Below are 25,355 nucleotides of genomic sequence, written 5' to 3'. Positions count from 1 at the left end.
CGGCGATCAGAGACCTTATAGGCCCAATGGGCCCAATTGACCTATTGAGGCTAGAATTGGCCCATGACGACGACATTGCCCCTGTCCGAGGCGAAGCAACAGCTGGGAGCGCTGGTGGACCGAGCCCACCTCCAGCACGAACCGGTGTCGCTGAGCAAGCGCGGCAAGCGTGTCGCGGTGCTCGTCGACGCCGATGACTTCGACCGGATGCGATCGCAGATCGAGGATCTCGAGGATGCCCAGGCGGCCATCGCCGCTCGCCGAGAACTCGAGGAGACCGCCGCAGCGCCGATCCCGTGGGACGACGTGAAGGCCGAACTCGGTCTGGCATGACGTATCGGATCGACATCGCTCCGGCGGCGTTGCGCGAGATCAAGAAGCTGGAACCGCAAGCGAAGAGACGAGTGCAGGCCGCGATCGAGCTCCTCGCCGAGACTCCTCGACCTCCCGCTGCGAAACCCCTCGTTGCGAGCGGCGGCGCGTGGCGGGTGCGGGTCGGCGACTACCGCGTGATCTACGACATCCAGGACGACCGTCTCGTCATCCTCGTTCTTCGAGCCGGCCACCGCCGCGAGATCTACCGCGGGTGACGCCCCTCGAACGTCAGCTGTAGACGGAGGGGGCGAGGATGCCCACGCCGCGCAGCGTGCGGTAGCGCTCGGCGTAGTCGAGGCCGTAGCCCACGACGAACTTGTTCGGGATGTCGAAGCCGACGTACTTCACGTCGATGTCGACGCGCGCCGCCTCCGGCTTGCGGAGGAGCGTGAAGATCTCGATCGACTCCGGGCCGCGGCTGCGCAGGTTCGCGATCAGCCAGGAGAGCGTGAGGCCGGAGTCGATGATGTCCTCGACGATGAGCACGGTCTTGCCGCTCAGGTCGGTGTCGAGGTCTTTCAGGATGCGGACGACGCCGCTCGACTGGGTGCCGCTGCCGTACGAGCTCACGGCCATCCAGTCCATGGTGACCGAGAGCTTCAGCTCGCGCGAGAGGTCGGCCATCACCATGACCGCGCCCTTCAGCACGCCGACCAGCAGGACGTCCTTGCCCGCGTAATCGCGTTCGACCTCCCGTGCCAGCTCGGCGAGGCGGGAGCGGATCTGCTCCTCGGTGATCAGAATCTCGGTCAGGTCGTTCGCGACGTCCGTGAGTTCCATGGGGGAGGTGCTGTCCTTAGCTGTTGGGGTGAAACGTGAGCAGCCCGTTCTGCCTCTCAACTCTAATGCCTGGCAGGCTGAGCGGACCCTGGCCGTGCCAGTCGGTGATGAGCTCGGCGACGGCGAGCGTGTGGGTGCGCGTGAGCGAGACGCCGAACTCGGCCGAGACGACGAGCCGGATGATGCGCTGACGCAACGCGGGAGGGTCGGCGGCCAGCCCACGCACGTCGAGCGCGACGGCGCCGTCGTCGGTCTGGCTGACGAGCTCCAGCGCCCACTCGAGCGCGAGACCGTCGAGCGCCTCGTCGTCCTCGCGCAACTGCTCGGCGGTTCGGGCGAGGGCCTCGGCGACGCCCGGTCCGAGTTCGCGCTCGAGCACCGGCAGCACCTCGTGACGCACGCGCACGCGGGTGAAGGAAGGGTCATCGTTGTGCGGGTCGTCCCACGGTTCCAGCCCGGAGTCGGCGCAGAAGGCCCGGGTCGCCTCCCGCCGCAGGGCGAGGAACGGGCGGAGCAGCGTCCCCGTATCCGGCAGCATCCCCTGCAGGCTTCCGGGGCCGGAGCCGCGGGCGAGGCCGAGCAGCACCGTCTCGGCCTGATCGTCGAGGGTGTGGGCGAGCAGGATGCGCTCCGCCCCCGTCGCGGCGCGGGCCCGGTCGAAGGCGGCGTGCCGGGCGGTGCGGGCGGCCCCTTCCGGGCCTCCGGCGCCGTCGACGGTCACGCGCTCGATCAGCACCGGGTCGAGGCTGAGCTCACGCGCCTGCGCGACGGCCCGTTCGGCGACAGCCGCGCTGCCCTCCTGGAGGCCGTGGTCGACGATGACGGCGCCCGCCCGGTAGCCGGCACGCGGAGCCTCGAAGGCTGTCGCCGCGGCGAGGGCGAGGGAGTCCGCTCCCCCGCTCAGCCCGACGAGCACCAGGGCACCCGGCGCGAGGGGATGCGGACGGCGCGGGCCGTGGTCGTCGTGCGGGTCCGGTGCGGGCAGGGCGGCGGCCGCGGAGAGCGCGCTGCGGACCGCGCGGCGGGCGTCCGCGATCGGGGGCGTGAGGCGGGGGCGACGCTCAGGGGAACCGTTGACGTGCATCCAGTAACGTTATTGCAGTCTTTCCGAGAGCTAAGGAGAACGGCACATGGCCGCATACGACGTCGTCATCGAGATCCCCAAGGGGAGCCGCAACAAGTACGAGGTGGACCACGAGACGGGCCGGGTCTACCTGGACCGCGTGCTCTTCACGAGCTTCGTCTACCCGACCGACTACGGCTACTTCGAAAACACCCTCGGCCTGGACGGCGACCCGGTGGACGCTCTCGTGCTGCTCGAGTACCCGGCGTTCCCCGGTGTGGGCGTGAAGGTCCGCCCGGTGGGCGTGCTCAACATGAGCGACGAGGCGGGCAGCGACGCGAAGGTCGTCGTCGTGCCGGCCAAGGACCCGCGCTGGGCGCACATCCAGGACATCACCGACGTCCCGGAGCAGACCCGCAAGGAGATCGAGCACTTCTTCGCCCGCTACAAGGACCTCGAGCCGAACAAGTTCGTCAACATCGAGGGCTGGGGCGACGCCGCCGAGGCCGAGAAGATCGTCGAGGCCGGCTTCGAGAAGCTGAAGGCCGAAGGCCACTGAGCCCGGCGGGCCATCGCCCGCGAGCACGACGAAAACGCTCCCGATCGAGTCGATCGGGAGCGTTTCTCGTGTGCTCGGTCAGGCCGAGGGGCGCGCCACCTGGGACCAGGGGGAGCCCCACACGGACTGGACCTTGACGACGTCGCCCTCGGTGGGCGCGGCGATCATCTGGCCGTTCCCGATGTAGATGCCGACGTGGTAGAAATCGCCCGGGCCGCTGCCCCAGAAGATCAGGTCGCCGGCCTGCTTGGCCCCGTAGGAGACGAGCTGGCCCTTGCTGCGGGCCGTGTAGTACTGGTCGTTGACCGAGTGGGCGCCGATGTAGACGCCCGCGTAGGCGTAGGCCTTCATGGTGAGGCCGGAGCAGTCCCAGGTGTTCGGACCCGCGCCGCCGAGCACGTACGGCTTGCCGAGCTGCGAGCGAGCGTAGGCGATCGCGGTCTGCACGACGTTCCCGTTCGGCGGGGCGACCACTCCGCCACCGCCACCGGAGGACGAACCGCCGCCGGAGGACGAACCACCACCGCCGCCTCCCGAGCTCGCCGGGGGGTTGGCGGCCGCAGCAGCAGCCGCAGCAGCCGCCTCCGCCGCCTTGCGCTGCGCCTCCTGCGCCGCCTTGACCTGCTCGCCCTGGAGGTACGCGGCCTCCACCTGGGCGGATGTGTTCTTCAGGGTCGCCAGCTGGGCGACCAGCTCCGTCGACTTGCTCTGCTGCTGCGAGAGGGCCGATTCGGCGGCGCTCTGAGCGGACTGTGCCGCCGCCAGCGCTGTGTCGGCCTGGGTCGCGAGGTCCTGTCGCGCGGTCTTCGCCGACGTGGCCTGCGCCTTCAGCGACTCGGCGGCGTTCTTGTCCTTCGTGGCCTGGTCGTAGACAGCCTTGGACTGCTCGGTGAGCTTGCTCATCGTGCCGAGCTGGAACAGGAGCTTGTCGGCCTCGGAGCCGGAGCCTCCGCCGTTCAGCATGAGCTGACTCGTCACGTCGCCGCCACCTCCGGACTTCGCCAGGTGGGATGCGAGGAGCCCGGCGCGCATCTGAGAGGTCTTCGCCTTGTCGGCCGCGGCGGTCGCCTGCTTCTGCAGGTCGGCCTCCTTCTCGGTCGCGCGGTCGAGGGCGAGCTTGGCCTGCAGGTAGGTCTCGGCCGCCTTGGCGGAGGCGATGTTCGCGGCGTCGACGCTGGACTGCAGGGTGCCGATCAGGGCGGTGATGTTCGCCACCATCGCCTGCTGGTTCGCGACGCTCGACTTGGCCTGCTGCACGTCGTTCCACGACGGGTAGTCGACCGCCTGCGCGGGCGTGACGATGCCGATCGACGCGGTGACGGCGCCCATGACGCCGGCGCCGATCGCCAGTCCGGTGCGGGTTCGCGACGACCGGTCGGTGGTCGCGGTCTTGTCGTTCTCAGCCAAGGGGTGCCTGCCTGTCTCTCATGAACGGGATGCCGTCGATCTTGTTGCCGTTGACCCGCACCTCGTAGTGCAGGTGGCATCCGGTGGATGCGCCGGTGGTCCCGACGCGGGCGATCGGCTGACCGGCGCTGACGGACTGGCCGATGCCGACCAGGATGCCGCCGTCGCGGATGTGGGCGTACCCGGTGTTGATACCGCCGCCGTTGTCGATCAGGACGAAGTTGCCGTAGGAGCCGTTGGGTCCCGCGTAGATCACGGTGCCGCCGTACGCCGCGTAGATGGGCGAGTTGCAGGAGGCGCCGATGTCGATGCCCATGTGGTACGTGCTGCCGACGCCGCCAGGCGACGGGCGGGAGCCGAAGCCGTCCGTGATCGGACCGGCGGCGGGGACCGCCCAGCCCTGCGGACCGACGTAGCCGCCCGGGAGGCCGCCCGAGCCACGCGCCGCTGCCGCCGCCGCCGCCGCCGCGACGCCGGCCTCGTAGCCGGCGACCGTCTTGGCGGTGGCGTCGGTCAGCGCAGCGAGCTGCGCCTGCATCACGACGATCTGCTTCTGCTGCTCCGCGAGCTTGTCCTGCGCGGCCTTGGCCGCCTCGATCGCCGCCTGCATCGCAGCCTGGGCGGCGACCTGCAGTTTGGAGCGCTCGGCCTTGGCCACGTCGGCCTGGTCGGAGAGGGCGTTGGCCGTGTTCTGTGCGGCCTTCGCGTCGGTGTAGACGCGGTTGGACTGCTCGGCCAGCTTCGACATGCTGCCGAGGTCCGAGAGGAGCTTGTCGGGGTTCGTGCCCGAGGCGCCGTTGCCGCTCAGGAAGAGGTTGGCGGTGAGGTTGCGCCCGCCGGTGCGGTAGAGCTGCGCGGCGACCTTGCCGGCCTGCGTGCTCGCGTCGTCCGCCTTCTTCTGGCTGGCGGCGGCCTGCTTCTCGAGCTCCTGGGCCTTCATGTTCGCTTCGTCGAACTTGGCCTCGGCGACCTGGAGCTCGGCGCCGCGCTTCACGGCCTCGGCCTGCGTGGAGGCGACCTCGCTCTTCAGCTGCGAGATGAGGCCGTTGATCTTGTCGACCTGGGCGGACGCGGTGGCCTGGTTGGCCTTCGCGTTCTGCACGTCCTGCCAACTGGGGTAGTTGTCCGCGTAGGCGGGGGCGACGGATCCGACCGCGGCCAGCACCGCGATGGCGACGGCGGCGATCCCGGCGCGCAGCGACATCCGGCGCCTCCTGGGGACCTTCTCCCCGAATCCACTCGTCTCGCGTTTCATCGCCACCTCGAACCCGCTTCGCTCACGTATCGTTTTCATCTCGTTTGTCACACCAGTCGCACGGGTATCGCTAGTCAACTCGTGCAACTTTACCAACATGCGCGCGCGAAGCCCAGGGTCGGTGGGTGGCGGCAGGGGTCGGCGGCGCGTGACTCACGCGGACGGCGGGGGGAGCCGTCGCTCGCAATCTACCCACGGAGACCCGCCGAACCGGGGCATTTCCGTGGGGCGTCGCCCGATCGGCGCGCCCTCCCGGAGCGCGCGTATAGGCCTGACCCGCCCGGGATGCAACCCCGATTGGCGTTCGGCCACCATCTTCCGTATGCTTATGCGTCGGTGGTCGTCGAGAAACGAAAGTGGATCGAGACAACCCGGCCCCATCGTTTAGCGGCCTAGGACACCGCCCTTTCACGGCGGCAGCACGGGTTCGAATCCCGTTGGGGTCACCCGTCCTCGCGAGCGGTGGACGTCACGTAGTATGGAACACGAAAAATCGAATAACAGTTTGGCCCTGTAGCGCAGTTGGTTAGCGTGCCGCCCTGTCACGGCGGAGGTCGCGGGTTCAAGTCCCGTCAGGGTCGCCATGGCGACAAGCCCTTCCCTCGGAAGGGCTTTCGTCTATCACCGCCTCGGCGGTGAGGCTCTGTAGCTCAGTTGGTAGAGCGTTCGACTGAAAATCGAAAGGTCACCGGATCGATGCCGGTCGGAGCCACAACAGAATAGCCCCCGGTCTCAGTTCGAGTCCGGGGGCTTTTTCCTTTGCCGCGCGGAAGGGCTGGTATGAGCGACGTGCGGAGGTGTGCTCAGCGATCGTCGAAGCAGATTCGCACCTCGCTCCACACAGTCTCCAGAGCAGCTTCGAGGGGGACATCGGATGATCCTTCGAGCCAACTGTCCAGAGCGAGATCGAAACAGGTCACCGCGACAGCCGCCAGCGTGCGCGCCTGGCGAGAGTCGGCCCCGCGTTCGAGGAGGGCCCCCTCGATCGCGTGCGCGAGGTGGCGGCTTCGCAGAAGATCGCGCTCCTGCAGCGCGGGCTCGCTGCGGAGGATGGCACGCCGCCGCGCGATAGGCTCCCTCCAGGGCTGGAGACCGCGACATGCCGCTGCAAGCCCGGCCCGCACCGCCCCCACTCCCGTGCTCTGCGCCGGGACCGACTCCATGAAGTCACGAACGGCTTCAGGGAACTCGCGATCTCGGAGAAACAGCACGTCGCGCTTGTCAGGGAAGTGACGAAAGAACGTGCGGGTGGTGAGCCCGGCCGCTGCGGCGATCTGCGGCACCGTCGTTCCCCCGAAACCGTGCTGCTCGAACAAGTCCATTGCCGCGGCTTCGAGCCGCAGGGCGGCATCCGGTGACCATCGAGGCATACGTCAATGATGTCACTTCGTGCCGTGACGTGTATGGTGATGACACGAAATGTCATCAACGCGAGGAGTACGGACTGTGAGCGGCAACACTGCGGCGTGGATCGATGCACCCTACGCCGATCTGATCGTTCGGGATGTCCCGATGCCCGCGCTCCGGTCGGGGCAACTCCTTGTCGAGGTGCGCGCGTTGGCGGTGAACCCGCTGGATGCGATCATTCAATCCAACGGAAGGGTCATGTACGGGTGGTTGCGCTATCCGGTCGTTCTCGGTGAGGACGTCGCTGGGGTCGTCGTCGACGTCGGCGCGGAGGTGAGCGGATTCACCGTAGGCGACCGCGTAACCGCGTATGCGATCGGATTGGAGAAGGGCCGCGATGCTGTCGCCGAGAGCGGTTTCCAGGCCTACGTCGCCGTCGATGCCGCCCTGGCCTCCAGGTTGCCCACGACGGTGACGTTCGCGGAGGCGGCGGTCTTGCCACTGGCGATCAGCACTGCGGCGGCCGGCCTGTTCGAGGCGGGTCAACTCGGCTTGGACCACACCGGGCTCGGCGACGCAACGCCACGTGAGGAGGTCGTGGTGATCTGGGGTGGTGCGTCAGCTGTGGGAGGAAACGCGATCCAGCTCGCACGAGCCGCCGGCTACCGCGTCATCACCACCGCCTCAGCCCGCAACCACGATCTGATGCTCCGCCTGGGCGCGGAAGCGGTCTTCGATTACCACGATCCGAGAGTCGCCGATCAGATCATCGCGGCGATCGGCAGTTCCGCGGTCGCGGGCATTCTGGCCGTCGCTGTGGGTTCAGCCGAGCCAAGCGTGACGATAGCGCGCGCCGTTGGCGCGAAGAGGATCGCGATGGCGAGCCCACCGGTGTCCTTCTACGATCAACCGCGACGTCGCGGCTTGTCCCTCGCTCGGATACGACTCTTCCTTCGCCTGGGAGGGCGATCGGTGACGCTGCAACTGCGCAGCCGTCTCGGGGGTGTCAGGGCCTCGTTCATCTGGGGTAGCGCCATCGCCTCATCCGCCGTAGGCCCGGCGCTCTGGAGGGATTACCTTCCCGCCGCTCTGGCATCGGGCAGTCACCGCCCGTACCCGGAAGCTCACATCGCCGGAGACGGCCTCCCCGCGATCCAGGATGCGCTCGACACCCTCCGTCGCGGCGTCTCCGCTCGAAAGCTCGTCATCACCATGGACTCGACACCTCCGCAATCCTGCGCCCCCCGCACCGACTGAAGCACATTCGCCCTTCGTCGATCAGCTCTCCGCTCGAGCCTCCGCCCAGCCGATTTCAGGCGTCGAACCCGCGTTCCCGGTAGAGATCAATGCTCTCCTTCAGGGCCTTGAGCACGTACGGGGGAAACTGCATGCCGCTCTGCTCCGCCCAGAGCAGCTGCGCTTCGATCCGGCCGACCTCGCGCGCGTACTTCTCGAGATCGTCGGCGAAGCCGAGCACGCTCGCAACACCGCCCATCTGGGCGCGATAGCGGTCCTGGCCGTTCGTGCCGACGAGGTTGTACGTCTTCTCCCTCAGGATGCGCGCCAGGTAGAGCTGCCACGGTTTGAGCTCGCCGCTCTGCACGAGCTGGGTCGCGCTCATCCGGTAGAACGCGAAGTGACCCGGCTCCTGCCTGCGGATCGGGCTGATGATCGTCTCGGCGATCGCAGCCTCGCCGAGGTCCAGCATCCCGTCGTAGAGGACGTTGTACGCCAGCACCGCCTGCCGTTCGGTGCTCGCGCCGGTCAGGTAGTAGAGCAGCCGCGCGATGTCCTGGATCGACGAGAAGTGCGCGAGGGCGCCCATGATCTTGATCTTGAACGATACGGCGAGCTCGGGCTGGGCGGCCGGCCGGCCGAGATCCTGCTGCAGGCGGTCGAGGATCAGTCCGTGCTGGATCTCTTGCGGCTGCCACACGTCGGCGTAGAACATGCGATCGACTTCGTGCACGTCAGGTAGCAGCACGAGCAGTTCGAGCACGTTCCGGTCGACTTCGAGCTCCACCCGCGCAAGGTAGTCGATGACGTGGCCGTAACGATCGGCGACAGCCCCCGGCGCGCGGACGTCACGGTCGACCGAGTCCAGAGCGATCGGCGGATGCTGCTCCCCGAGCCGCTGCACGTGCTCGAGGATCCTCTGCGGAGAGACGCGATCTGCCATCAGGTCCATCATGGACCGACATCACTGCCTTGTCAGGTACCGTCGGACCGCTAATCCAGCTCGGGCTCGCGCTCCCGTCGCGGCGTACTCTGCGAGGCATGACCGCTGACGCGTCGACGCGCTCCTGGCGCATCGGCGCGTCCTTCGGGAGCCTCTACTGTGCCCTGGGTTCAGGCCTGACGGTGATGAGCAGCCTGCTGCTGCGGTCACGCGCCGCCGCTGAACCGCCTCTCTACTGGCTGCTTCTCGCCGCGGGCATCGGGATGATCCTGGTCGGCCTGGGCACGACCGTGGTGGGTCTCGTCCGACGTCATGCGCCGCGGAGCCCGATCAACGATGACGACGAGCCGGGGCGACTTCCCTTTGCGGACGTCGGCATTCCGGGGTGGATCCGGCCGGCGATCATCGCGGCGGCGATCCTCATCGGCGGAGGGTGTGTGGCCGCACTTGTCGCGGCGGCTCTGCACGCGGCCCCCTGGGTCGGGGTCGCGATGATCGGTGCCGCCGTGCTGGGTGCATTGACTCTGTCCTTCGCGGTTGTGGTCTACCGGATCTACGGCGGCGAGAAGATCCGGTAGCTCTGGCGCCGTCCGGCCCGTATGCCTCACCATGTCTGTCATGGCAGAGGTGATGCTCGCGGTCATGCCGTTCGCCGGCCACGTCGCGCCCATGCGCGCGGTCGTGCGCGCCTTCGTTGCGGCAGGGCACCGGGTGCGCGTGTACACAGGGTCGGCCCACGCCGACGGCTTCCGCGCCGACGGGGCGGAACCGGTGCTGTGGGAGAGGGCGCCGGACTTCGACGAGAACGATCTGCCGGCGACATTCCCGCGGCTGCGTGGCCGGAAGGGCCCGCGGCAGATGATCGTCAACGTCGAGGACCTCTTCGTCCGGACGGGAGCAGCGCAGTGCGCCGACCTGACGGCGTCCTTCGACGCGCAGCCCTGGGATGTCCTCGTCGCCGACGGCCTCTCCCTCGGCGCGCACCTGGCCGCCGAAAAGACCGGCACACCGCGGGTGACGGTCGCGCTCGTCCCCCTCGCGACGCCGTCGCCGGGTGCTCCGCCGCCGGGCCTGGGTCTGCAGCCGGCGAGGTCGGTGCTCGGCCGCCTGCGCGACCGCGCACTCTGGGCGGCGCTCTCGGCCGTCTCCCGCCCGATTCAGCGCGCGTTCCACGAGCAACGCGCGCTCGCCGGCCTTCCGCCCAGCGCACTCACCTTCCAGGAGGCGCTGTACTCGCGCGAGCTGGTGTGCGCCAGCGGTGTCGAGCAGCTGGAGTACCCCCGCCCGCAGTGGCCGGGGCGGATCATCTGGGTCGGCGAACTCGCGGACCACACCGGCAGCGGCATCCCGGAGCCCACGTGGTGGTCGGAATCGCTCGCGGACCCGCGTCCTGTGGTGCATGTGACCCAGGGCACGCAGAATGTGGATCCCGCCGACCTCATCCGCCCGACATTCGCAGCCCTCGGACATCAGCGGGTGCAGCTCGCCGTCGCGACGGGAGTGCGCGGCAACAGCGAGTTGCCGTTTCCTGCGCCGCAGAACGCCCGCGTCGCCGACCTGCTTCCGTACGATCGGCTGCTGCCCCGCATCGACGTGATGGTGACCAACGGCGGGTGGGGCGGCGTGCTGGCGGCGCTGCACCACGGCGTGCCCCTGGTGGTCGCCGGCGGGGACCTGGACAAGCCGGAAGTCGCCGCCCGCGTCGCCTGGGCCGGCGCCGGGGCGAATCTGCGCACGGGAACACCGTCTCCCCGCGCCATCCTGCGCGCATGGCGGCGGGTATCCGGCGGCTCCGCGTACCGGACGGTCGCCGAACGCATCGGCGAGGCGCTCCGCCGGCATGACGGCCCCCGTGAGGTCGTCGAGCACACGGAAGCCCTCCTCGCGTCACTCCCCTAGGAGACCCCGCTCACCCCTCCGCACTCCCTCCTCGATGTAGACGAGCCCGTTGCCGAACGGGTCGTCGAAGAAGAACATCGGGGTGCCGTCGCCGATGGTGATGGGCTCGTGGTTGTGGAGGGCGACGCCTGCCTCCTGGACGCGCGCGAACGCGGCGTGAGCGTCGGGCGTGCCGAGCCGCAGCGCCACGGGGATCTCGCTGTCTGCCGGGAGGAGCACGATGCCGACCGAGGATCCGGGCGGGACGACCTCGATCATCCGGGCGCCCGGCCAGGGCTCGCCGTCGTACCGCACGTCGCAGCCCAGCACGTCGCGGTAGAACGCCAGTGCCGCGTCCTGATCCGGGACGGGGACCGTCACGCTCAGCACCCGCGTCGTGAGCGTCATCGCGCGTCGCCGAGGAGCGCGTCGAGGGCCTCGAGCTGCTGCGCGATGCCCTGCCTGCGATACTCGGGCTGGTCCCGGCCGTCGAGGTAGACGCCGTGCTCGGTGAGGACCAGTCGCGTCCCGGCGGGGTCGGGCAGGAACTCGACCGAGGTCAGGGAGACGGAGATGCGGTCGGCGTTCCGCAGCATGTGGTTCGTGTAGACGAGACGCCGGCCCGGGACGATGTCCTGGTAGACGGCGTCGTAGGTGTAGACGTCTCCTCCGCCCTCCAGGGCGGCGCGGGAGAACTCCCGGCCTCCGACGCGGAAGTCGAGGCTGTACTCGCCCGCTCCCCCGCCTCCGGAGAACCAGACGCGCTTGGCGTCCGGGTCGGACCACGCCGCGAAGACTCGCGCGACATCGGCGGAGTAGACGCGCTCGAGGACCATCGTGTCGTGCACGGTGCTGCTGTCGTTCACTGCTGATCTCCTATTCGTCGTCGGAGGAGTCGAGGAACTCCCCCAGCCTGTCCAGCCGCGTCTCCCACTGGCGTCGCTGAGCGGCGAACCAGGAGGCGGCCTCGTCGAAAACGTCGCGGTCGAGCCGGCACGTCCGCACTCGTCCGGTCTTGCTGCTGCGGACCAGGCCGCTGGCCTGGAGCACCTGCAGATGCTGGACGACGGCCGGCAGCGACATCGGCAACGGACGCGCGAGCTCGCTGACCGTCGCCGGCCCCTCGGCCAGGCGCTCCACCATCAACCGCCGGTTCGGATCTGCGAGCGCGTGGAAGACGGCGTCCGCATACTTAACCATGTGCTTAAGTATCGACTATCGGAGCACAATGTCAAGGAAGTCGATCGTTGTACTGCGGGGAACCGTCTACCAGTCGTGGACGGTGCCGTCTGCGAGCCGGTTGTAGGGCAGGTAGGCGCGGATGTAGGGATATTTGCCGGCCTGGTCGACGTCGAGGCCGACACCGAGGCCGGGCTTATCGCCGGGGTGCAGGAAGCCGTCCGCCCAGGTGAACGACTGCTGGAACACGCTGTCGGTCTTCTGGCCGTGTTGCATGTACTCCTGGATGCCGAAGTTGTGGATCGCCAGTCCCAGGTGCATCGCGGCCGCCATACCGACCGGGGAGATGTCGGTCGGGCCGTGCATCCCGGACTTGATCTGGTACTGCGAGGCGTAGTCGAGGACCTTCTTCAGGTGCGTGATCCCGCCGGTGTGGGTAACAGCACTGCGGACGTAGTCGATCAGCTGCTCGCGGATGATCTGCTGGTAGTCCCAGACCGTGTTGAAAATCTCCCCGATCGCCAGCGGGGTCGTGGTGTGCTGACGGACCAGGCGCAGAGCCTCCTGGTTCTCGGCCGGGGTGCAGTCCTCCAGCCAGAACAGGTCGTACGGCTCCAGCGACTTGCCGAGCTTCGCCGCCTGGATCGGCGTCATCCGGTGATGACCGTCGTGCAGCAACGGGATATCCGGCCCGAACTCGTTCCGCACCGCCTCGAACACGGTCGGGATGTGCCGCAGGTAGGAACGGGTGTCCCAATCCTCCTCGTTCGGCAGCCCGCCGCGCTGGGCCGGCTCGTGGTCGTACCGCACGCCGTCGTTGGCCTCGTAGGTGGCATTCGAGGCGATCCCGTAGATCGACTTCAGCCCCGGCACCGCCGACTGGATGCGAATGGCGCGGTACCCCTTCTCCTGGTGCTCGCGCACACTGTCGAACAACTCCGGCAGATCCTTGCCGGACGCGTGCCCGTAGGCCAGCAAGCCGTTACGGGAGGCCCCGCCGAGCAACTGGTACACGGGCATCCCCGCCGCCTTGCCCTTGATGTCCCACAGCGCCATGTCGACCGCGGCAATGGCAGCCATCGTCACCGGACCGCGCCGCCAGTACGCACTGCGATAGAGGAACTGCCACGTGTCCTCTATCCGGGACGCATCCCGGCCCAGCAGCAGCGGGACGACGTGCTCGCTCAGGTAGGCGACGACCGCCTGCTCCCGGCCGTTGAGCGTCGCATCGCCCAGACCGGTCAGACCGTCGTCGGTCGTCAACGTGAGCGTCACGAAATTCCGGTCGGGACTCGTGACGATGACCTCGGCCTTGTCGATCCGCATGCTCATCGTCCGGCGACCCCGTCCGTCACACGGACGAGGTCGTTCGCCGCGCGGAGGACGACGCGGTCGGCGAGTCCCGCGACCGCGCCGCTCGGCAGGCCCGTGACGCGGAAGCTGTGAGTCTCGCCGGGGAGCAGGGTGATCAGTGCACTGTCGGACTCCGCCGCCGGCTCGAGGCGGTCCGGGAAGAGCACGACATCCCTGAGCAGCGAGCGCGCGGTCAGCGTCAGGACGGCCGCCCCCGCTTCGCTGGTCACCTCGACGTCGAACTGCGCTGGCGGCACCGCGAGATCGCGATCCTCCCCGAAGAACCAGAACGCCCGCTCGCCGGTCGCGGACTCGGCGACGATGAGTTCGGCCCGCGCATCTCCCGGGTTCGTCAGCCAGGCGGGCAGCGAGAGCCGAGCGCTTCCGAACCGATCGGCGACGAGACGCGCTTCGAAGCGTCCCACCTCGGTACCGTCGAACGAGAACCGCCGTGCGGTCACCGGACTCCGCCAGGTGTCCGCGCCGTCATTGACCGCGATCAGCGTGAGACCGTCGTCCCCCGGCTGGATCGTGAGAAGCCGCGTCGCATAGGCCTCCTTCAGCGCGTACCAGAGCGGTTTCTTGCGTCCGGCGCCGTCGATCGCCGCCCACGAGGTCACCGGCCAGCAGTCGTTGAGCTGCCACACGATCGTTCCGAAGCATCGAGGCCGCAGCGACCGGTAGTGCTCGACCCCGAGTCTCACCGCCCGTGCCTGGTTCAGCTGCATCGCGAAGTGCCAGTCGTCGAAGTCCTCCGGAACCGCGAAGTGCGGCGCCAGCCCGCGTTCCAGCTTGCCGTTGCCATCGTTCGCCTTCTGGTGGTGCAGCATCCCCGGGCCGACAGGCGTCAGCGGATCGTCTCGCAGGGAGGCTTTGATCGTCGAATAGGCCGGCGGCCCCTGCCACCCGAATTCTGAGACGAATCGTGGGGCGTAGTCGCGGTAGTGCGTGTAGTCGATGTCGTTCCAGACGTCCCACACGTGCTTGAGGCCGTGCTCGTCGGCGTTGGGATGCACCTCCATCGACCCGGAGTACGGGCTGCCCGCCCAATAGGGACGGTCGGGGTCGAGGGCGGCCACCACCGCCGGCAGGGTCTCCAGGTAGTAGCCGAGACCCCAGGTCCCGTCGCCGATCTGAGGCTGCCAGTCCCAGTCGAACCAGCCCCAGATGTTCTCGTTGTTCCCGTTCCACAGAACCAGACTGGGGTGCGGCAGGAGGCGCTGAACGTTATCCCGCGCCTCCGCCTCGACCTCGACGGCGAGCGCCTGGTCCTCCGGGTAGGCCGCGCACGCGAACAGGAAGTCTTGCCAGACCATGATGCCGAGTTCGTCGCAGAGGCGGTAGAAGTTGTCGCTCTCGTAGACGCCGCCGCCCCACACCCGCAGCAGGTTGATGTTCGCGTCGACGGCCTGCGTGAGCCGCTCGCGCAACCGGGCCTCCGTGACCCGCGGCAGGAAGCAGTCGTCGGGGATCCAGTTGGCTCCGCGCACCGGCACGGTGGCGCCGTTGATGACGAATGCGAAGGCCGACCCGATGTCGTCGCTGGAGGTGTCGAGCCGCAGTCCGCGGAAGCCGATCTGCTCGGTCCACTCGTCGAGCACTCTGTCGCCGTCACGAAGCCGGACCGCAGCCGCGTACAGCTTCTGGGCGCCCAGCCCGTGCGGCCACCAGAGCTCGGGATCGTCGACGACCACCTCGCCCGCGGCCGTGGTCGCCCCGGAGGGGACCTGCACGACCTGGGTCTGCCCACCGATCGAGAGCACGGCCTCGATCGGCCCCACGGTCGGTTCGTCGAACTGCAGCTGGAACGTCACCGTTCCGCGCGGGCCGTCCACCGTCGCGTGCGGGCTCACTCGGGCGAGGCGGGGACCGCTCCCGTGCAGGAGGGTCGCCTCGCGCCAGATCCCGGCAGTGACGAGGCTCGGTCCCCAGTCCCAGCCGAAGTTGCAGGCCGTCTTCCGCAGGTAGTTGAAGGGGGCGGGATAGGCGTTCGGCAGCGCGCCGATGCGGGTCCTCTCCGCCTCCCCGAAGGCCCACGCCGAGTGGAACCGGACCTCGAGCACGTCGGCGCCCCGCAACCGCTCGGTGACCTCGACCTCGTAGCGACGATGCATGTTCCGGCTGCTCAGCACCTCCTCACCGTTCACGGTGACCGACGCGATCGTGTCGAGGCCGTCGAAGGCGAGCACGGCCCGGTCGCCCGCCGGCGGCGCCTCGTGGAGTGTCGTGCGGTAGATCCACTCGGCGTGCCCGATCCAGTCGAGCGTCAGCTCATTGCTGTCCCGATATGGATCGGGGATCAACCCGGCGGCGAGCAGATCGGTGTGCACGGTGCCGGGCACGGAGGCGGCGATGGGGAGAGCGGCGCGGACGTGCGAGGGCACGCGCGGATCCGACGCGTCCACCAGCGAGAGCGTCCAGCCGTCGTCGAGCGGGATGCGGGTGATCATCAAGAGGCCTTTCGAGACGAGGGGACGCGGTCCAGGGGGTGCTTCACAGAACCGCGACAGGATTCAACGGGCTGGAGGTCGTGCCCACGAAGCGCCAGGGAAGCGCGGTGAATAGGAAGTCCCACTGCTCTCGCTCCGCGCACACGGCGGCGAGCTGCGTCAGATCGAGGTTGTCCATGAGCCAGACCCCCATCGCCACGAGGCACACGCTGTGGATCGGCCGGGCGAAGTCGAAGTCGTCGAACTGAGGCGGCTGCACATCGTGCGTGCCGTCCGCTCCCATGACCGCGACATCGCGCTCGCGGATCCACGGGAGGACGGCGGCGTCGAGGCCGGTCTGGCTGGCGTCCAGCCCCATCTCCCGCGCGTAGCTCGACGCCGTCGAGTCCTCGCGACGCAGCGGGCCGTCCTTGAGGATCGCGGCGGCGTTGCCGGAATGGATCAGCAGCGCGTCGCCGGCCCTCACCGTGACGCCCTGCCGCTTCTCGGCGGCCAGGATGTCGTCGACCGTGATGGCGTAGCCGCGCTCGACGCTCTCGACACCCAGGAGGCCGGCGATGTCCAGCAGCACGCCGCGCGTGACGATCCCGTCGACCGCGTCGGAGACGCTCAACGGCGCCCCGCCGTCCACCGTGGTCTCGGCGGCGTTCACGCCGTTGTAGTACGAGCCGTCCCAGGAGTAGTGCGCGAACCCGTCGAGATGGGCGTTGCCGCCGTGCGGAGCGAGCGCGACATGGTCGGCGAACGCGTCCCAGCGGAAGGTCTCGCCGGTCGCCTTCACCACCTCACGGACGTCCGTGGAGCGGTGCACGTCAGACAGGCCCGAATGCAACGGGTCGGGCGAGGACGGGTCGAGGTCCCGCGCGAGGGAGACCGCGGTCCCGCTCCTGACCGATCCGGCGGCCGCCTTGCGCACGGCATCCGTGATCAGATTGAGTGCGCCGCGCCGATCGTGCTCGCCCCAGCGCCCCCAGTTGGAGAGCGTCGTGAAGTACTGCTCGACGTCGGTGGTCGAAACGGGAGTGCTCATGATTCATTCCTCTCGGCGACGCGAACGAGCGCCTCTCGCCAGGTGTCGAAGATGGAGGCCCGGTCGATCGCCACGGTGACGACTCGCGAGCGGTTCGATGCGTCGGCTCCGAACTCCCAGTCCAGAGCGGCGGTCACGTAGACGATCCCGGCGTCCTCGCACGCATCCACGACGCGATCGTGCCAGTCGCGGATGACCGGATTGCCCACGTCGCCGGGGTGACCCAGCGATTGCCCGAGGTCGAAGGGCCCGAACACGAGCCCGTCGAGGCCGGGGGTCGCGGCGATCTCCGCGACGTTCTCCGCCCCCTCCCTGTCCTCGATCAGCCCGAAGATGAGCACGTCGCGGTCGGCGCGCTCGGATTGACCGGACCAGTCCGTCGCCCTGTGGTTGGTGGCACGGACGTAGGGGCAGGCACCGCGGATGCCCGCCGGAGAGTAGTGACCGGCCGCCACGATGCTCTCCGCCTCCTCCCGGGTGCGGAGATGCGGCACCATGATCCCGGTGGCGCCGATGTCGAGGACGCGCTGGATGAACGACGCGTCATGATCCGGGACGCGGACGATCGAGTCGATCCCGCAGGCATCCGCCGCACGGATCATCTCGCGCAGATCCGTCAGCCCGAGAGCGCCGTGCTCGGCATCCAACCAGGCATAGTCGTAGCCGGTCGCCCCGACGATCTCGACCAGATCCGGGCTGGGAAGCTGGACCGTCACCCCGTAGGCGGTGCCTCCGGACTCGATCCGGTCACGGATGTTGCGCGGGCGGGGGCGCGGGCCGGCCGTCAACGGCTCAGCCGAGTCGCGCACTCGCGAGCGATCTGGGAGAGCCGGACCGGCCGCGGGTTGAATCCACCCGGGTAGTTGGAGCCTCCCGGGTACTGCATCGGCAGCGGGATGTATCCGAAGCCCAGCTCGTACACCGGGTCGGCGAAGCCGAGCGCCCCGCCCGCGCCGTCGTGCCCGAACGCCAGGTAGCTCCCGAAGTCCATCCGCGGCATCGGCAGCTGGAAGATGATGCCGTAGGACATCGTCGAATCGAGCGTCCTGTCGTGTCCCCAAGACTGCTGCTGCGCCATGCTCCGCAGCGTCGCAGTGTCGGCGAAGCCGTCGTCGAACTGTCCGGCGCCGACCGCATACAGCTTGGCCAGGCCCGCAGCCGAACCGGTACCGCCCACCGCGGCGGGTCCCGCCTCACGTACCGCCCGGTGATTGGTCGAGAGCGGAGAGTCGGCCGGGTCGAAGCTCGTGCCCAGCGTGTTCAACGTCAGTGCGGAGAGCGTGTCCACTCCCCACGGCCGACGCTCTCCCTCGGCCGCCTGCGCGGCCGTGAGCTTCGCCGGACGGATCTGGCGGTACCGGTGGTCCTCGGCGCCCGGAAGCCCGAGATAGAAGTCGATGTCGTGGGGAGCGCGGATCTCCGCCTCGTAGATCTCCTGCAGGGACCGCCCGTCGACACGGCGGGCCAGTTCCTCCATGAGGACGCCGATGGTGATCCCGTGGTAGCCGAAGGCCGACCCCGGGTACCAGTACGGGGTCTGCGCAGCAAGCCTCTCGGCCGCGAGGCGCGAGTCGAGGATCTCCTCGACGGCGAAGCCGCCGTCGACCCCGACGACGCCGGCCTGGTGGGACAGGAGCTGACGGATCGTGACCGAGGACTTGCCGTTCGCTGCGAACTCCGGCCAGTAATGCGACACCGACACATCCAGCGAGAGACGTCCGTCGCCGAGCATCGTCGCCACGGTGAGCGCCGCTGCACCCTTCGTCGCGGAGAAGACACCGGTGATGGAGTCATCGTCGAACTCCGCCCCACCCCGGAGGTCGACCACGAGCTGCCCGCGGTGGTAGATCGCGAGCTGCGCGCTGTACCCGGGATCGGCCAGCAGGTAGGCGTCGAGCTCGTTGCGTACCGGCTCGAAGCCGTTCGCGACGGTGCCCGTCGAAGTGCGGTTGTTGACGGCTCGGGCTTGCGCCTGGCTCATTTTGCATCCTTTGTCTTGTTCTCGTCAGTGAGCGCGCGCCAGGCTCGGCGTCGCTCGGCTTGAAGCACCGGGTCAGGAACGGGCGCAGCCGCGACCAGACGCTGCGTGTAGGGGGTCGCGGGCCGCTCGCAGACGTCGACCGCACTCCCGGACTCGACGATCCGTCCCTTGTTGAGCACGACGACGCGGTCGGCGAAGGTCCGGACGACGGCCAGGTCGTGAGTGATGAAGAGGTACCCGACATTGTTCTCACGCGCCAGCTCGGTCAAGAGGTCCAGGACGACCCGCTGCGTCGACACGTCCAGGGCGCTCGTCGGCTCGTCGCAGACGATGAGGGTCGGGTCGACGGCCAACGCCCGCGCGATCGCGATGCGTTGCCGCTGGCCTCCCGAGAAGTCGCCCGGTCGTCGATCTGCGGCACTCGGCGGCAGACCGACCTGTTCCAGCAACGTGGTCACGCGATCGGCGCGTTCCTCACGGCCGAGTCCGGGTGTGAGCCGCAGCGGCTCCGACAGGATCGAGCGCACGGTCAAGGAGGGGTTGAGCGATCCATACGGATTCTGGAACACGACTTGGAGGCTCGAGGCGAGCGCTCGGCGCTCCCGCGGGGAGGCTCCCGTGATGTCGTTGCCCTGGAACGTCACCGACCCGTTGGCGATCGGGACCAGGCCGAGGATCGCGTTGCCGATGGTGGACTTGCCCGAGCCGGACTCGCCGACCAGCGCGACGACTTCGCCCGGAGCGACGTCGAACGTGACGCCCGAGACGGACGCGACAGGCGCGCGTCTCGTGAATCGGCCCGGCGGACGCGCGCCCGGGTACACGACTTCGAGATCGGCTACGGCGAGCAGCGGCTCACTCATTGATCACTCTCTGTTCCTCGTTGCGATCGTCGTCGTCGAGCTCGATGAGGCTCGGCGTGGCTCGGATGAGCGCTCGGGTGTAGGCGTTCCGCGGGTCGGCGAAGAGGGACCGCACGTCCCGCTCCTCGACGACGGTGCCGCGCTCGAGGACCACGACCCGCTCGCAGAAGTCGGCCACGACACCCAGGTCATGCGTGACCAGGAGGATGGCCATGTTGCGTTCGGCGCGCAATTGGCGAAGCAGCTCCAGGACCTCCGCCTGCACCGTGACGTCGAGGGCGGTCGTCGGCTCGTCCGCGATCAGCAGGCGCGGATCGCCCGCCAGCGAGAGCGCGATCACCACACGCTGCGCCATTCCTCCGGACAACTGGTGCGGATACTTCCGCAGGACGGCCTCCGGTTCCGGGAGGCGGACGTCTCGCAGCAACTCGACCGCCCGCCGCTTCAGTGCAGAGCCTCGCAACCCGGTCTGGGCGCGGATCGCCGCCGTGAGCAAGAATCCGACGGTGAACGACGGATCGAGGGACACCATCGGTTCTTGCGAGACGAGGCCGATGCCCGTCCCTCGGATGGACCGGAACTCCGCCGGGCCCGCCGCTCGGGCATCGAGCCCCAGGAGGCTCATCCGCTCCGCGTGAACCTGCGCGTTGTCCGGCGTGAGACCCAGCAGTGACAGGGCGATCATGGTCTTGCCGCTTCCGGACTCGCCCACCAGGCCGACGATCTCGCCCTCGTCGATGGAGAGGTCGATGCCGTGGACGACGCGAGTGCTGCCGAACGAGACGGTGAGACCCTTCACCTCGACGAGACGCGTCTCGGGGATCACGGGCAGCGGGCCGGCGCTTCCGGCGGCCGCCGGCCGGCGGCGCCGAGTACCCGGGCGCGCAGCCCTGGCAGTCAACGACGAGTTGGCATCTCTGATCGCGTCTCCGAGAAGGCCGAGTGCGAGAACGGTGAGCGCGATGATCCCGCCGGACGGGACGAGGAGCCAGGGCGACTGCTGGATCACGGTGGCGGCTTCGCCGACCATGCCGCCCCAGGAGGGATTGGGTGGCACGATTCCGAGCCCGAGGAAGCCGAGGCCGGCCTGGACGACGAGCGCGATGCCGGCGAAGAGGGAGATCTGGATCACGATGGGTCCGACCAGGCGCGGGACGATGTGCCGGGTGAGGATCCGGAACGTTCCGATGCCCGAGACCTGGGCGGCGGCGACGTAGAGCTCTTCCCGTGTCGCCTTCGTGCCCGCCCTGACGACGCGGACGAATCCGCCGCTGGAGAGCAGGCCGAGGGTCACCATCGCCGCAGTGAGGCTGTTGTCGAAGACGGCCAGGACGGCGAAGACGATCACCAGGCTCGGCAGCGACATCACGACGTCCACGCTCGATGAGATGATCCGGTCGGCTGTGCCACGCGAGTATCCCGCGATGAGCCCGAGGGTCACCCCGAAGGCCAGGAAGACGATCGTGGCGACGAGCGACCCGAGCAGCGCCGGCTGGCCCCCGTAGAGCAGGCGGCTCAACACATCGCGGCCGAGCTCGTCCGTCCCGAGCAGGTGCTGCACGGTCGGCGTCTCGAGGGTGTGGGACAGGTCCTGTGCCAGTGGTCCGTATGGGGCGATCACCGGCGCGAGCGCACACGCCACGACGATGATCAGCAGCACGGCAAGGGCGACGGTCGTGAGCGGTTGGCGGAGCAGGGCGCGCACGTGGGGCGGCGGTGCCGCCGTCTCGGCGAGCGGCGTTTCGATGGAGGCCGTCATCGGACCCTCACCTTCGTGTTGAGGAGTGAATAGGAGAGATCGACGACGAGGTTCACCGCGATGACGATGAGCGCATAGGCGAGGGCGACTCCTTGGATGACCGGGATGTCGTGCTGGTTCGTCGCGGTATCGACCAGGGCGCCGAGCCCGGGCAGTGCGAAGACGTTCTCGACGAAGATGCTGCCCGCCAGGGCGCCGACGAACCCGAGGCCCACCACCGTCACGATGGACACGCCGCTGTTCTTCAGCGCATGCCTCCACAAGAGAGCGCCCTCGCTCACTTTCGCCGCGCGCAGGGTGCGGATGTAGTCCCTCTGCAGAGCGTCGGAGATGCCGTCGCGCGCCGTCTTGGCGATCTGCGCGATGCCGGCGACGGCGAGCGCCACCACGGGGAGGACGATCGACGCCAACCAACCCGACGGGCTGTCCGAGAACGGGACGAAGCCGGTTGCCGGCAGGAGCGGAAGTGCGATCGAGAAGGTCGACACGAGGACGAGGCCGAGCCAGAAGTTCGGGAGTGCCGAACCCGCGAGCGAGATGACGTCGACCAGCTTGGCGAGCGGCCCGCGGAATCGTGCGCTCGCAGCGCCGAGCAGGACCCCGATGAGCCCGGCGACCAGCGTCGCCCCGATCACCACGGTCAGGGTCACGGGCAGCCGCTGGGCGATTGTCTGGGCGACCGGCTCGCCCGTGAACAGCGACGTCCCCAGATCGCCTCGGAACACGCCTCCGATGTAGATGGCGTACTGCTGCCAGAGCGGCAGGTTGAGGTGCAGCTGCTCGCGCACATGCTCGTAGGCCTCCGGGGTCCCTCCGGTGCCGACGATCGTCCTCGCCGCGTCACCGGGTATAAGGGCCTGCAGGATGAATGTGACGATCGACGTGATGAACAAGACGGGAATGGCGAAGAGCAAGCGCCGCACGATCACGGAGAGCATGAGTGTCCTTGGTTGACGGTGGCACGGGTGGGCGGCCGGCTGGTGACGACCGCCCACCCGCATCGACTAGTTGGAGGAGGTCCAGTCGGCCGGGTTGTTCGGGCTTCCCGTCGAATCGAGCGCGAATCCCTTGAGCTTCGACGACGAGAACCAGAACGCCTGGAACTGGACGACCGGGACGGAAGCGGCCTGGTCGACCAGCACCTTCTGAACGGCCTGGGCGGTCTCTTCGCGCGTGGCGTCGGTCGATCGGGTGTAGGCGTCGAACGCCTCACTCAGACCGGGGACCTGCGTCTTGAAGATGCTCAGCAGCGCATTGCTGCCGAACACCTCGTTCACGAGCAGGAATTCCGTCATGTAGCCCCAGTTGAGGGTGCCGGCCGGGTACTGCTTGCTGAATACGTCCGTTGCCCATGCCGACAGGTTGGGCTCGCCCTTCAGGTTGACGGTGACGCCGACCTTGCTGAGCTGCTCGGCCACGGCCTGCATCACCTTGGCCAGATCCGGCTGATACGTCGGGTAGACCAGCGAGAAGGAGAAGCCGTCGGCGTATCCCGCTTCCGCGAGCAGCGACTTGGCCTTGGCGGGGTCGTACTTGTACGTGTCGACGAGTGCCTTGGAGTAGCCGTCCGCTCCCGGCGTGTTGGGCTGGTCTGTCGCCGAGCCGGCATCTCCGTAGACAGCCTTCGCGATCGCGTCACGGTCGACGGCGTAGTTCAGCGCCTGGCGCACCTTGGTGCTTCCCAGGGCGGGCACCAGCGTGCCGGAGGTGTCGAAGATGAAGAACCCGTTCCACGACGACGGCTTGCTGCTGACGGTCAGGCCGGCGCGCTTGGCCGCCGCGACCTGGGTGGAGTTGCCGCTCATCATCGCGACCTGGTTGCTCTGCAGCGCCTGCAGCGCCGAGTCGCTGTTGGAGATGACTCGGATCACGATCTTCTTGTAGTGGATGCGCGACTGGTCGTAGTAGTACTTGTTCGGCGTATACGTGTAGTGATCGCCGGTGATGGACTGGCTCGCCTGATACACGTACGGCCCGGCGCCGAAGGTGGCGTTGGCCATGGAGTTCGGGCTCTTCAGCCCGGCCGGGCTGATGATGTCGCCGCCGTAGTTGTTGGCGGTGAGCAGTTCGGGGAGGACCGGGTTCGGGTTGGCGCACGTGATCAGCACGGAGTGGTCCCCGGACGGCGCGGCAGAGATCCCTGCGAACGATCCCGCGTTCGGTCCGGTTCCGGTCTTGACGAAGTAGTTGATGGAGTTCGCGACAGCGTCAGGGGTCACCGACGTGCCGTCGGCGAACTTGGCATCGGTGCGCAGCTGGAGCTGGAACTGTGTGCCCTCGTGGCCGGGGACGTACCCCCACGACGATGCGAGTCCCGGCACGTACTTGCCGTCGACATCGCGCTCGATCAGAGACTGATAGGCGAGCTCTTCGAACATGGTCAGAGTGCCGCCGTTGCCGTTCTTGGCGGGGTCCAGGCTCACGGGCTGGCTCTCCGCGGCGATGGTCAGCGTGGTCGCGCTGCCCGATCCTCCCGACGCAGAGGTCCCGCTGCAGCCTGCGAGGAGGAGGGACGTCGCTACCGCCCCGGAAAGAACGGCCGCGACCAGAGGTCGGCGACCCGCTCTGTGCTTCATGAACATCAAGTTGCTCCCTTGCAATGTCGGTATGCCCGCACGAGCGGCGCGTGAGAGTCACATCATATGACGCGTGAAGCGTTGTCTGTCAAACTTTTGGTCTAGCTTTGACCTTGCTGAACGCGAAAAGCGGGGAGCAGGGGACCTTTTGTGCATGAATGACAACCCCATGTCAGACGTGGATGCATTCGCGTGTTGCGAAATCCGTCTACTTTTTGGGGGTTTCCGCTAGTCTGATGACACAGGCTCGCGAGGAGAAAGGCTGGGGGCGCAGGGGTGTCGTACTTCTACCATGCCGTTGTCGACTCGGATCACTTTCCGCGTGACCGCGACGGCGATTCAGCGCAGGTCGCGATCATGACGGTGTTGGGCGAGGTCTGGCGCTGCGACGAGGGGGTCCTGGTGCCCTCGGCGGCGATCGTGGACATCGTCTCCAGGCTGGGCTTCAGCGAGGTGTCGGTGCGAGGAGCGTTGAGCCGGATGCAGCGCAAGGGCACCCTCGTCCTGCACAAGGTCGGCCGGACCACCGCGTATCGGCTCTCCGAAGACGTGCTGGAGAGCATCCCCGCGAGCGAGGTCCTGACGATGGGCTTCGGCGTGTCCACCCGCCCGTGGGACGGGACGTGGACCGTGGTCGTGTACTCGCTCACCGACGCCCAGCGCGATCGACGGCAGACCTTGCGCGAATGGCTGAGATGGCTGGGGTTCGGCCCGGTGCGAGACGGAGTGTGGATCTCCCCCGACGCCGACGCCGACGTCACCCGCAAAGCGCTCAGCGATCTTCTGCCCCCGGACGGGCTGGTCCTGAGGAGCTCGATCATCGCCGGCGAGGTCATGCCCGACCGAGTCTGGTCGCTCGATCGGGTCCGTGACGCGTATGTGAGTTTCATCGAGGAGTTCCGCCCCTCGCTCTTCTCGCTCCGCGAGGGCACCGTGTCGCCGGCGGAGGCGTTCGTCCTCTGGAACTCCATCCTCGGCCGGTGGAGAGCGTTCCCCAGCACCGATCCCGACCTGCCGAACACGGCGCTCCCTGTCGACTGGCCGCGCCTCGAAGCCCGTCGCATCTTCGTCACCGTGCACGACGAGTGCGTCCCGCTCGTGGAGAACCTCATCCGCGGCATCGTGGAGCCCTACTCCGCGGAACTCGCGTCGCACGTGCGGCTCCTGACCGTGGAAGAGTCGCTCGCGGTGCACTCGGAGTTGTCCGCTCGATCCGACCGACCCCGGGCGCTCGAAGCCATCGACCCCGCCCTGCTTCCCAGCGCCTGAGGGCGACGCCCCCGCGAGTCCGGAGCGAGCAGTTTTGGAGAAGCGCGCCCCG

25 protein-coding genes and 3 tRNA genes are annotated in these 25,355 nt (G+C 68.4%); 10 read left to right on the top strand and 18 right to left on the bottom strand.

Features of this window, described 5'->3' with window-relative positions; all coding sequences use genetic code 11:
- Positions 1–63: 63 nt before the first annotated feature.
- Both HNR14_RS12095 and HNR14_RS12090 read left to right on the top strand, forming a co-directional pair.
- Positions 64–333 (top strand): type II toxin-antitoxin system Phd/YefM family antitoxin, encoded by a 270-nt coding sequence (locus HNR14_RS12095; protein WP_179701253.1) that lies wholly within the window; start codon positions 64–66, stop codon positions 331–333.
- Positions 330–590 (top strand): type II toxin-antitoxin system RelE family toxin, encoded by a 261-nt coding sequence (locus tag HNR14_RS12090; protein WP_179701252.1) that lies wholly within the window; start codon positions 330–332, stop codon positions 588–590. The genes HNR14_RS12095 and HNR14_RS12090 overlap by 4 nt, the downstream gene beginning before the upstream one ends.
- A gap of 13 nt (positions 591–603) precedes the next feature.
- Here HNR14_RS12090 and hpt read toward each other — a convergent pair whose 3' ends face one another.
- Entirely contained in the window at positions 604–1,155 is a 552-nt protein-coding gene (hpt, locus tag HNR14_RS12085) for a hypoxanthine phosphoribosyltransferase (protein WP_021762481.1), read from the bottom strand.
- 16 nt (positions 1,156–1,171) lie between these two features.
- Entirely contained in the window at positions 1,172–2,239 is a 1,068-nt protein-coding gene (gene tilS / locus HNR14_RS12080; RefSeq protein ID WP_179701251.1) for a tRNA lysidine(34) synthetase TilS, read from the bottom strand.
- Positions 2,240–2,285: 46 nt separating this feature from the next.
- Here tilS and HNR14_RS12075 point away from each other — a divergent pair, with 46 nt between their 5' ends.
- On the top strand, positions 2,286–2,777 hold the full coding sequence (locus HNR14_RS12075) for an inorganic diphosphatase (RefSeq protein ID WP_179701250.1): 492 nt from the start codon (positions 2,286–2,288) through the stop codon (positions 2,775–2,777).
- Positions 2,778–2,855: 78 nt separating this feature from the next.
- Here HNR14_RS12075 and HNR14_RS12070 read toward each other — a convergent pair whose 3' ends face one another.
- Positions 2,856–4,184 (bottom strand): C40 family peptidase, encoded by a 1,329-nt coding sequence (locus HNR14_RS12070; RefSeq protein ID WP_246311563.1) that lies wholly within the window; start codon positions 4,182–4,184, stop codon positions 2,856–2,858.
- On the bottom strand, positions 4,177–5,388 hold the full coding sequence (locus HNR14_RS12065) for a M23 family metallopeptidase (RefSeq protein ID WP_246311562.1): 1,212 nt from the start codon (positions 5,386–5,388) through the stop codon (positions 4,177–4,179). The genes HNR14_RS12070 and HNR14_RS12065 overlap by 8 nt, the downstream gene beginning before the upstream one ends.
- 424 nt (positions 5,389–5,812) lie before the next feature.
- On the opposite strand from HNR14_RS12065, the gene HNR14_RS12060 reads away from it, so the two are divergent.
- From HNR14_RS12060 to HNR14_RS12050, 3 genes are all read left to right on the top strand, one after another.
- Positions 5,813–5,885, top strand: a tRNA-Glu gene (locus HNR14_RS12060).
- 61 nt (positions 5,886–5,946) lie between these two features.
- Positions 5,947–6,023 (top strand) — tRNA-Asp (locus HNR14_RS12055).
- Positions 6,024–6,078: 55 nt separating this feature from the next.
- Positions 6,079–6,151: transfer RNA gene (locus tag HNR14_RS12050), tRNA-Phe, on the top strand.
- A gap of 91 nt (positions 6,152–6,242) precedes the next feature.
- Here the strand turns inward: HNR14_RS12050 and HNR14_RS12045 are convergent.
- Positions 6,243–6,761, bottom strand: coding sequence for a TetR/AcrR family transcriptional regulator (locus HNR14_RS12045; protein WP_218875031.1), 519 nt, complete (start codon positions 6,759–6,761; stop codon positions 6,243–6,245).
- A 124-nt stretch (positions 6,762–6,885) separates the two neighbouring features.
- On the opposite strand from HNR14_RS12045, the gene HNR14_RS12040 reads away from it, so the two are divergent.
- Positions 6,886–8,043 carry an alcohol dehydrogenase catalytic domain-containing protein gene (locus HNR14_RS12040; protein WP_179701248.1) on the top strand — a complete coding sequence of 386 codons (1,158 nt, stop codon included), beginning with the start codon at positions 6,886–6,888 and terminating at the stop codon, positions 8,041–8,043.
- A gap of 55 nt (positions 8,044–8,098) precedes the next feature.
- Here HNR14_RS12040 and HNR14_RS12035 read toward each other — a convergent pair whose 3' ends face one another.
- Complete coding sequence (locus tag HNR14_RS12035; RefSeq protein ID WP_179701247.1) at positions 8,099–8,965, bottom strand: GTP-binding protein LepA; 867 nt, start codon at positions 8,963–8,965, stop codon at positions 8,099–8,101.
- Between the two features lie 98 nt (positions 8,966–9,063).
- Between HNR14_RS12035 and HNR14_RS12030 the strand changes: the two genes are divergently transcribed.
- Together HNR14_RS12030 and HNR14_RS12025 are read left to right on the top strand one after the other, a co-directional pair.
- Positions 9,064–9,543 (top strand): hypothetical protein, encoded by a 480-nt coding sequence (locus HNR14_RS12030; protein WP_179701246.1) that lies wholly within the window; start codon positions 9,064–9,066, stop codon positions 9,541–9,543.
- 40 nt (positions 9,544–9,583) lie between these two features.
- A complete protein-coding gene (locus tag HNR14_RS12025) occupies positions 9,584–10,864 on the top strand; it encodes a glycosyltransferase (RefSeq protein ID WP_179701245.1) in 1,281 nt (426 codons plus the stop codon).
- Here the strand turns inward: HNR14_RS12025 and HNR14_RS12020 are convergent.
- The 12 genes from HNR14_RS12020 to HNR14_RS11965 form a co-directional block, all read right to left on the bottom strand.
- Complete coding sequence (locus HNR14_RS12020) at positions 10,853–11,251, bottom strand: VOC family protein (protein WP_179701244.1); 399 nt, start codon at positions 11,249–11,251, stop codon at positions 10,853–10,855. The two genes, HNR14_RS12025 and HNR14_RS12020, sit on opposite strands and share 12 nt — an antisense overlap.
- Positions 11,248–11,709 carry an SRPBCC family protein gene (locus tag HNR14_RS12015; RefSeq protein WP_218875029.1) on the bottom strand — a complete coding sequence of 154 codons (462 nt, stop codon included), beginning with the start codon at positions 11,707–11,709 and terminating at the stop codon, positions 11,248–11,250. The genes HNR14_RS12020 and HNR14_RS12015 overlap by 4 nt, the downstream gene beginning before the upstream one ends.
- Before the next feature lie 10 nt (positions 11,710–11,719).
- Positions 11,720–12,043, bottom strand: a complete 324-nt coding sequence (locus HNR14_RS12010) for an ArsR/SmtB family transcription factor (RefSeq protein ID WP_179701243.1) — start codon at positions 12,041–12,043, stop codon at positions 11,720–11,722.
- 66 nt (positions 12,044–12,109) lie between these two features.
- Entirely contained in the window at positions 12,110–13,348 is a 1,239-nt protein-coding gene (gene manD / locus HNR14_RS12005; RefSeq protein WP_179701242.1) for a D-mannonate dehydratase ManD, read from the bottom strand.
- A 2-nt stretch (positions 13,349–13,350) separates the two neighbouring features.
- Entirely contained in the window at positions 13,351–15,825 is a 2,475-nt protein-coding gene (locus tag HNR14_RS12000) for a glycoside hydrolase family 2 protein (protein ID WP_179701241.1), read from the bottom strand.
- A 43-nt stretch (positions 15,826–15,868) separates the two neighbouring features.
- The gene (locus HNR14_RS11995) at positions 15,869–16,855 is read right to left on the bottom strand and encodes a cyclase family protein (RefSeq protein ID WP_179701240.1); all 987 of its coding nucleotides are present in this window, start codon (positions 16,853–16,855) and stop codon (positions 15,869–15,871) included.
- A complete protein-coding gene (locus HNR14_RS11990) occupies positions 16,852–17,643 on the bottom strand; it encodes an HpcH/HpaI aldolase family protein (protein ID WP_179701239.1) in 792 nt (263 codons plus the stop codon). The genes HNR14_RS11995 and HNR14_RS11990 overlap by 4 nt, the downstream gene beginning before the upstream one ends.
- Positions 17,640–18,836 carry a serine hydrolase domain-containing protein gene (locus HNR14_RS11985; RefSeq protein ID WP_179701238.1) on the bottom strand — a complete coding sequence of 399 codons (1,197 nt, stop codon included), beginning with the start codon at positions 18,834–18,836 and terminating at the stop codon, positions 17,640–17,642. The genes HNR14_RS11990 and HNR14_RS11985 overlap by 4 nt, the downstream gene beginning before the upstream one ends.
- Positions 18,833–19,699, bottom strand: coding sequence for an ABC transporter ATP-binding protein (locus HNR14_RS11980; RefSeq protein ID WP_179701237.1), 867 nt, complete (start codon positions 19,697–19,699; stop codon positions 18,833–18,835). The genes HNR14_RS11985 and HNR14_RS11980 overlap by 4 nt, the downstream gene beginning before the upstream one ends.
- The gene (locus HNR14_RS11975) at positions 19,692–21,458 is read right to left on the bottom strand and encodes a dipeptide/oligopeptide/nickel ABC transporter permease/ATP-binding protein (RefSeq protein ID WP_179701236.1); all 1,767 of its coding nucleotides are present in this window, start codon (positions 21,456–21,458) and stop codon (positions 19,692–19,694) included. The genes HNR14_RS11980 and HNR14_RS11975 overlap by 8 nt, the downstream gene beginning before the upstream one ends.
- Positions 21,455–22,396: an ABC transporter permease gene (locus HNR14_RS11970; protein WP_179701235.1), complete on the bottom strand. Its 942-nt coding sequence runs from the start codon at positions 22,394–22,396 to the stop codon at positions 21,455–21,457. Before HNR14_RS11970 ends, HNR14_RS11975 begins: the two co-directional genes overlap by 4 nt.
- Before the next feature lie 66 nt (positions 22,397–22,462).
- A complete protein-coding gene (locus tag HNR14_RS11965; protein ID WP_179701234.1) occupies positions 22,463–23,881 on the bottom strand; it encodes an ABC transporter substrate-binding protein in 1,419 nt (472 codons plus the stop codon).
- A 429-nt stretch (positions 23,882–24,310) separates the two neighbouring features.
- Here HNR14_RS11965 and HNR14_RS21380 point away from each other — a divergent pair, with 429 nt between their 5' ends.
- Entirely contained in the window at positions 24,311–25,303 is a 993-nt protein-coding gene (locus HNR14_RS21380) for a PaaX family transcriptional regulator (RefSeq protein ID WP_343064474.1), read from the top strand.
- Positions 25,304–25,355: the final 52 nt, after the last annotated feature.

This window comes from Leifsonia naganoensis, assembly GCF_013410615.1.
Lineage (GTDB): Bacteria > Actinomycetota > Actinomycetes > Actinomycetales > Microbacteriaceae > Leifsonia > Leifsonia aquatica.
Note: the sequence above shows the minus strand (reverse complement) of the source record. Positions and strands in the feature narration are given on the sequence as shown.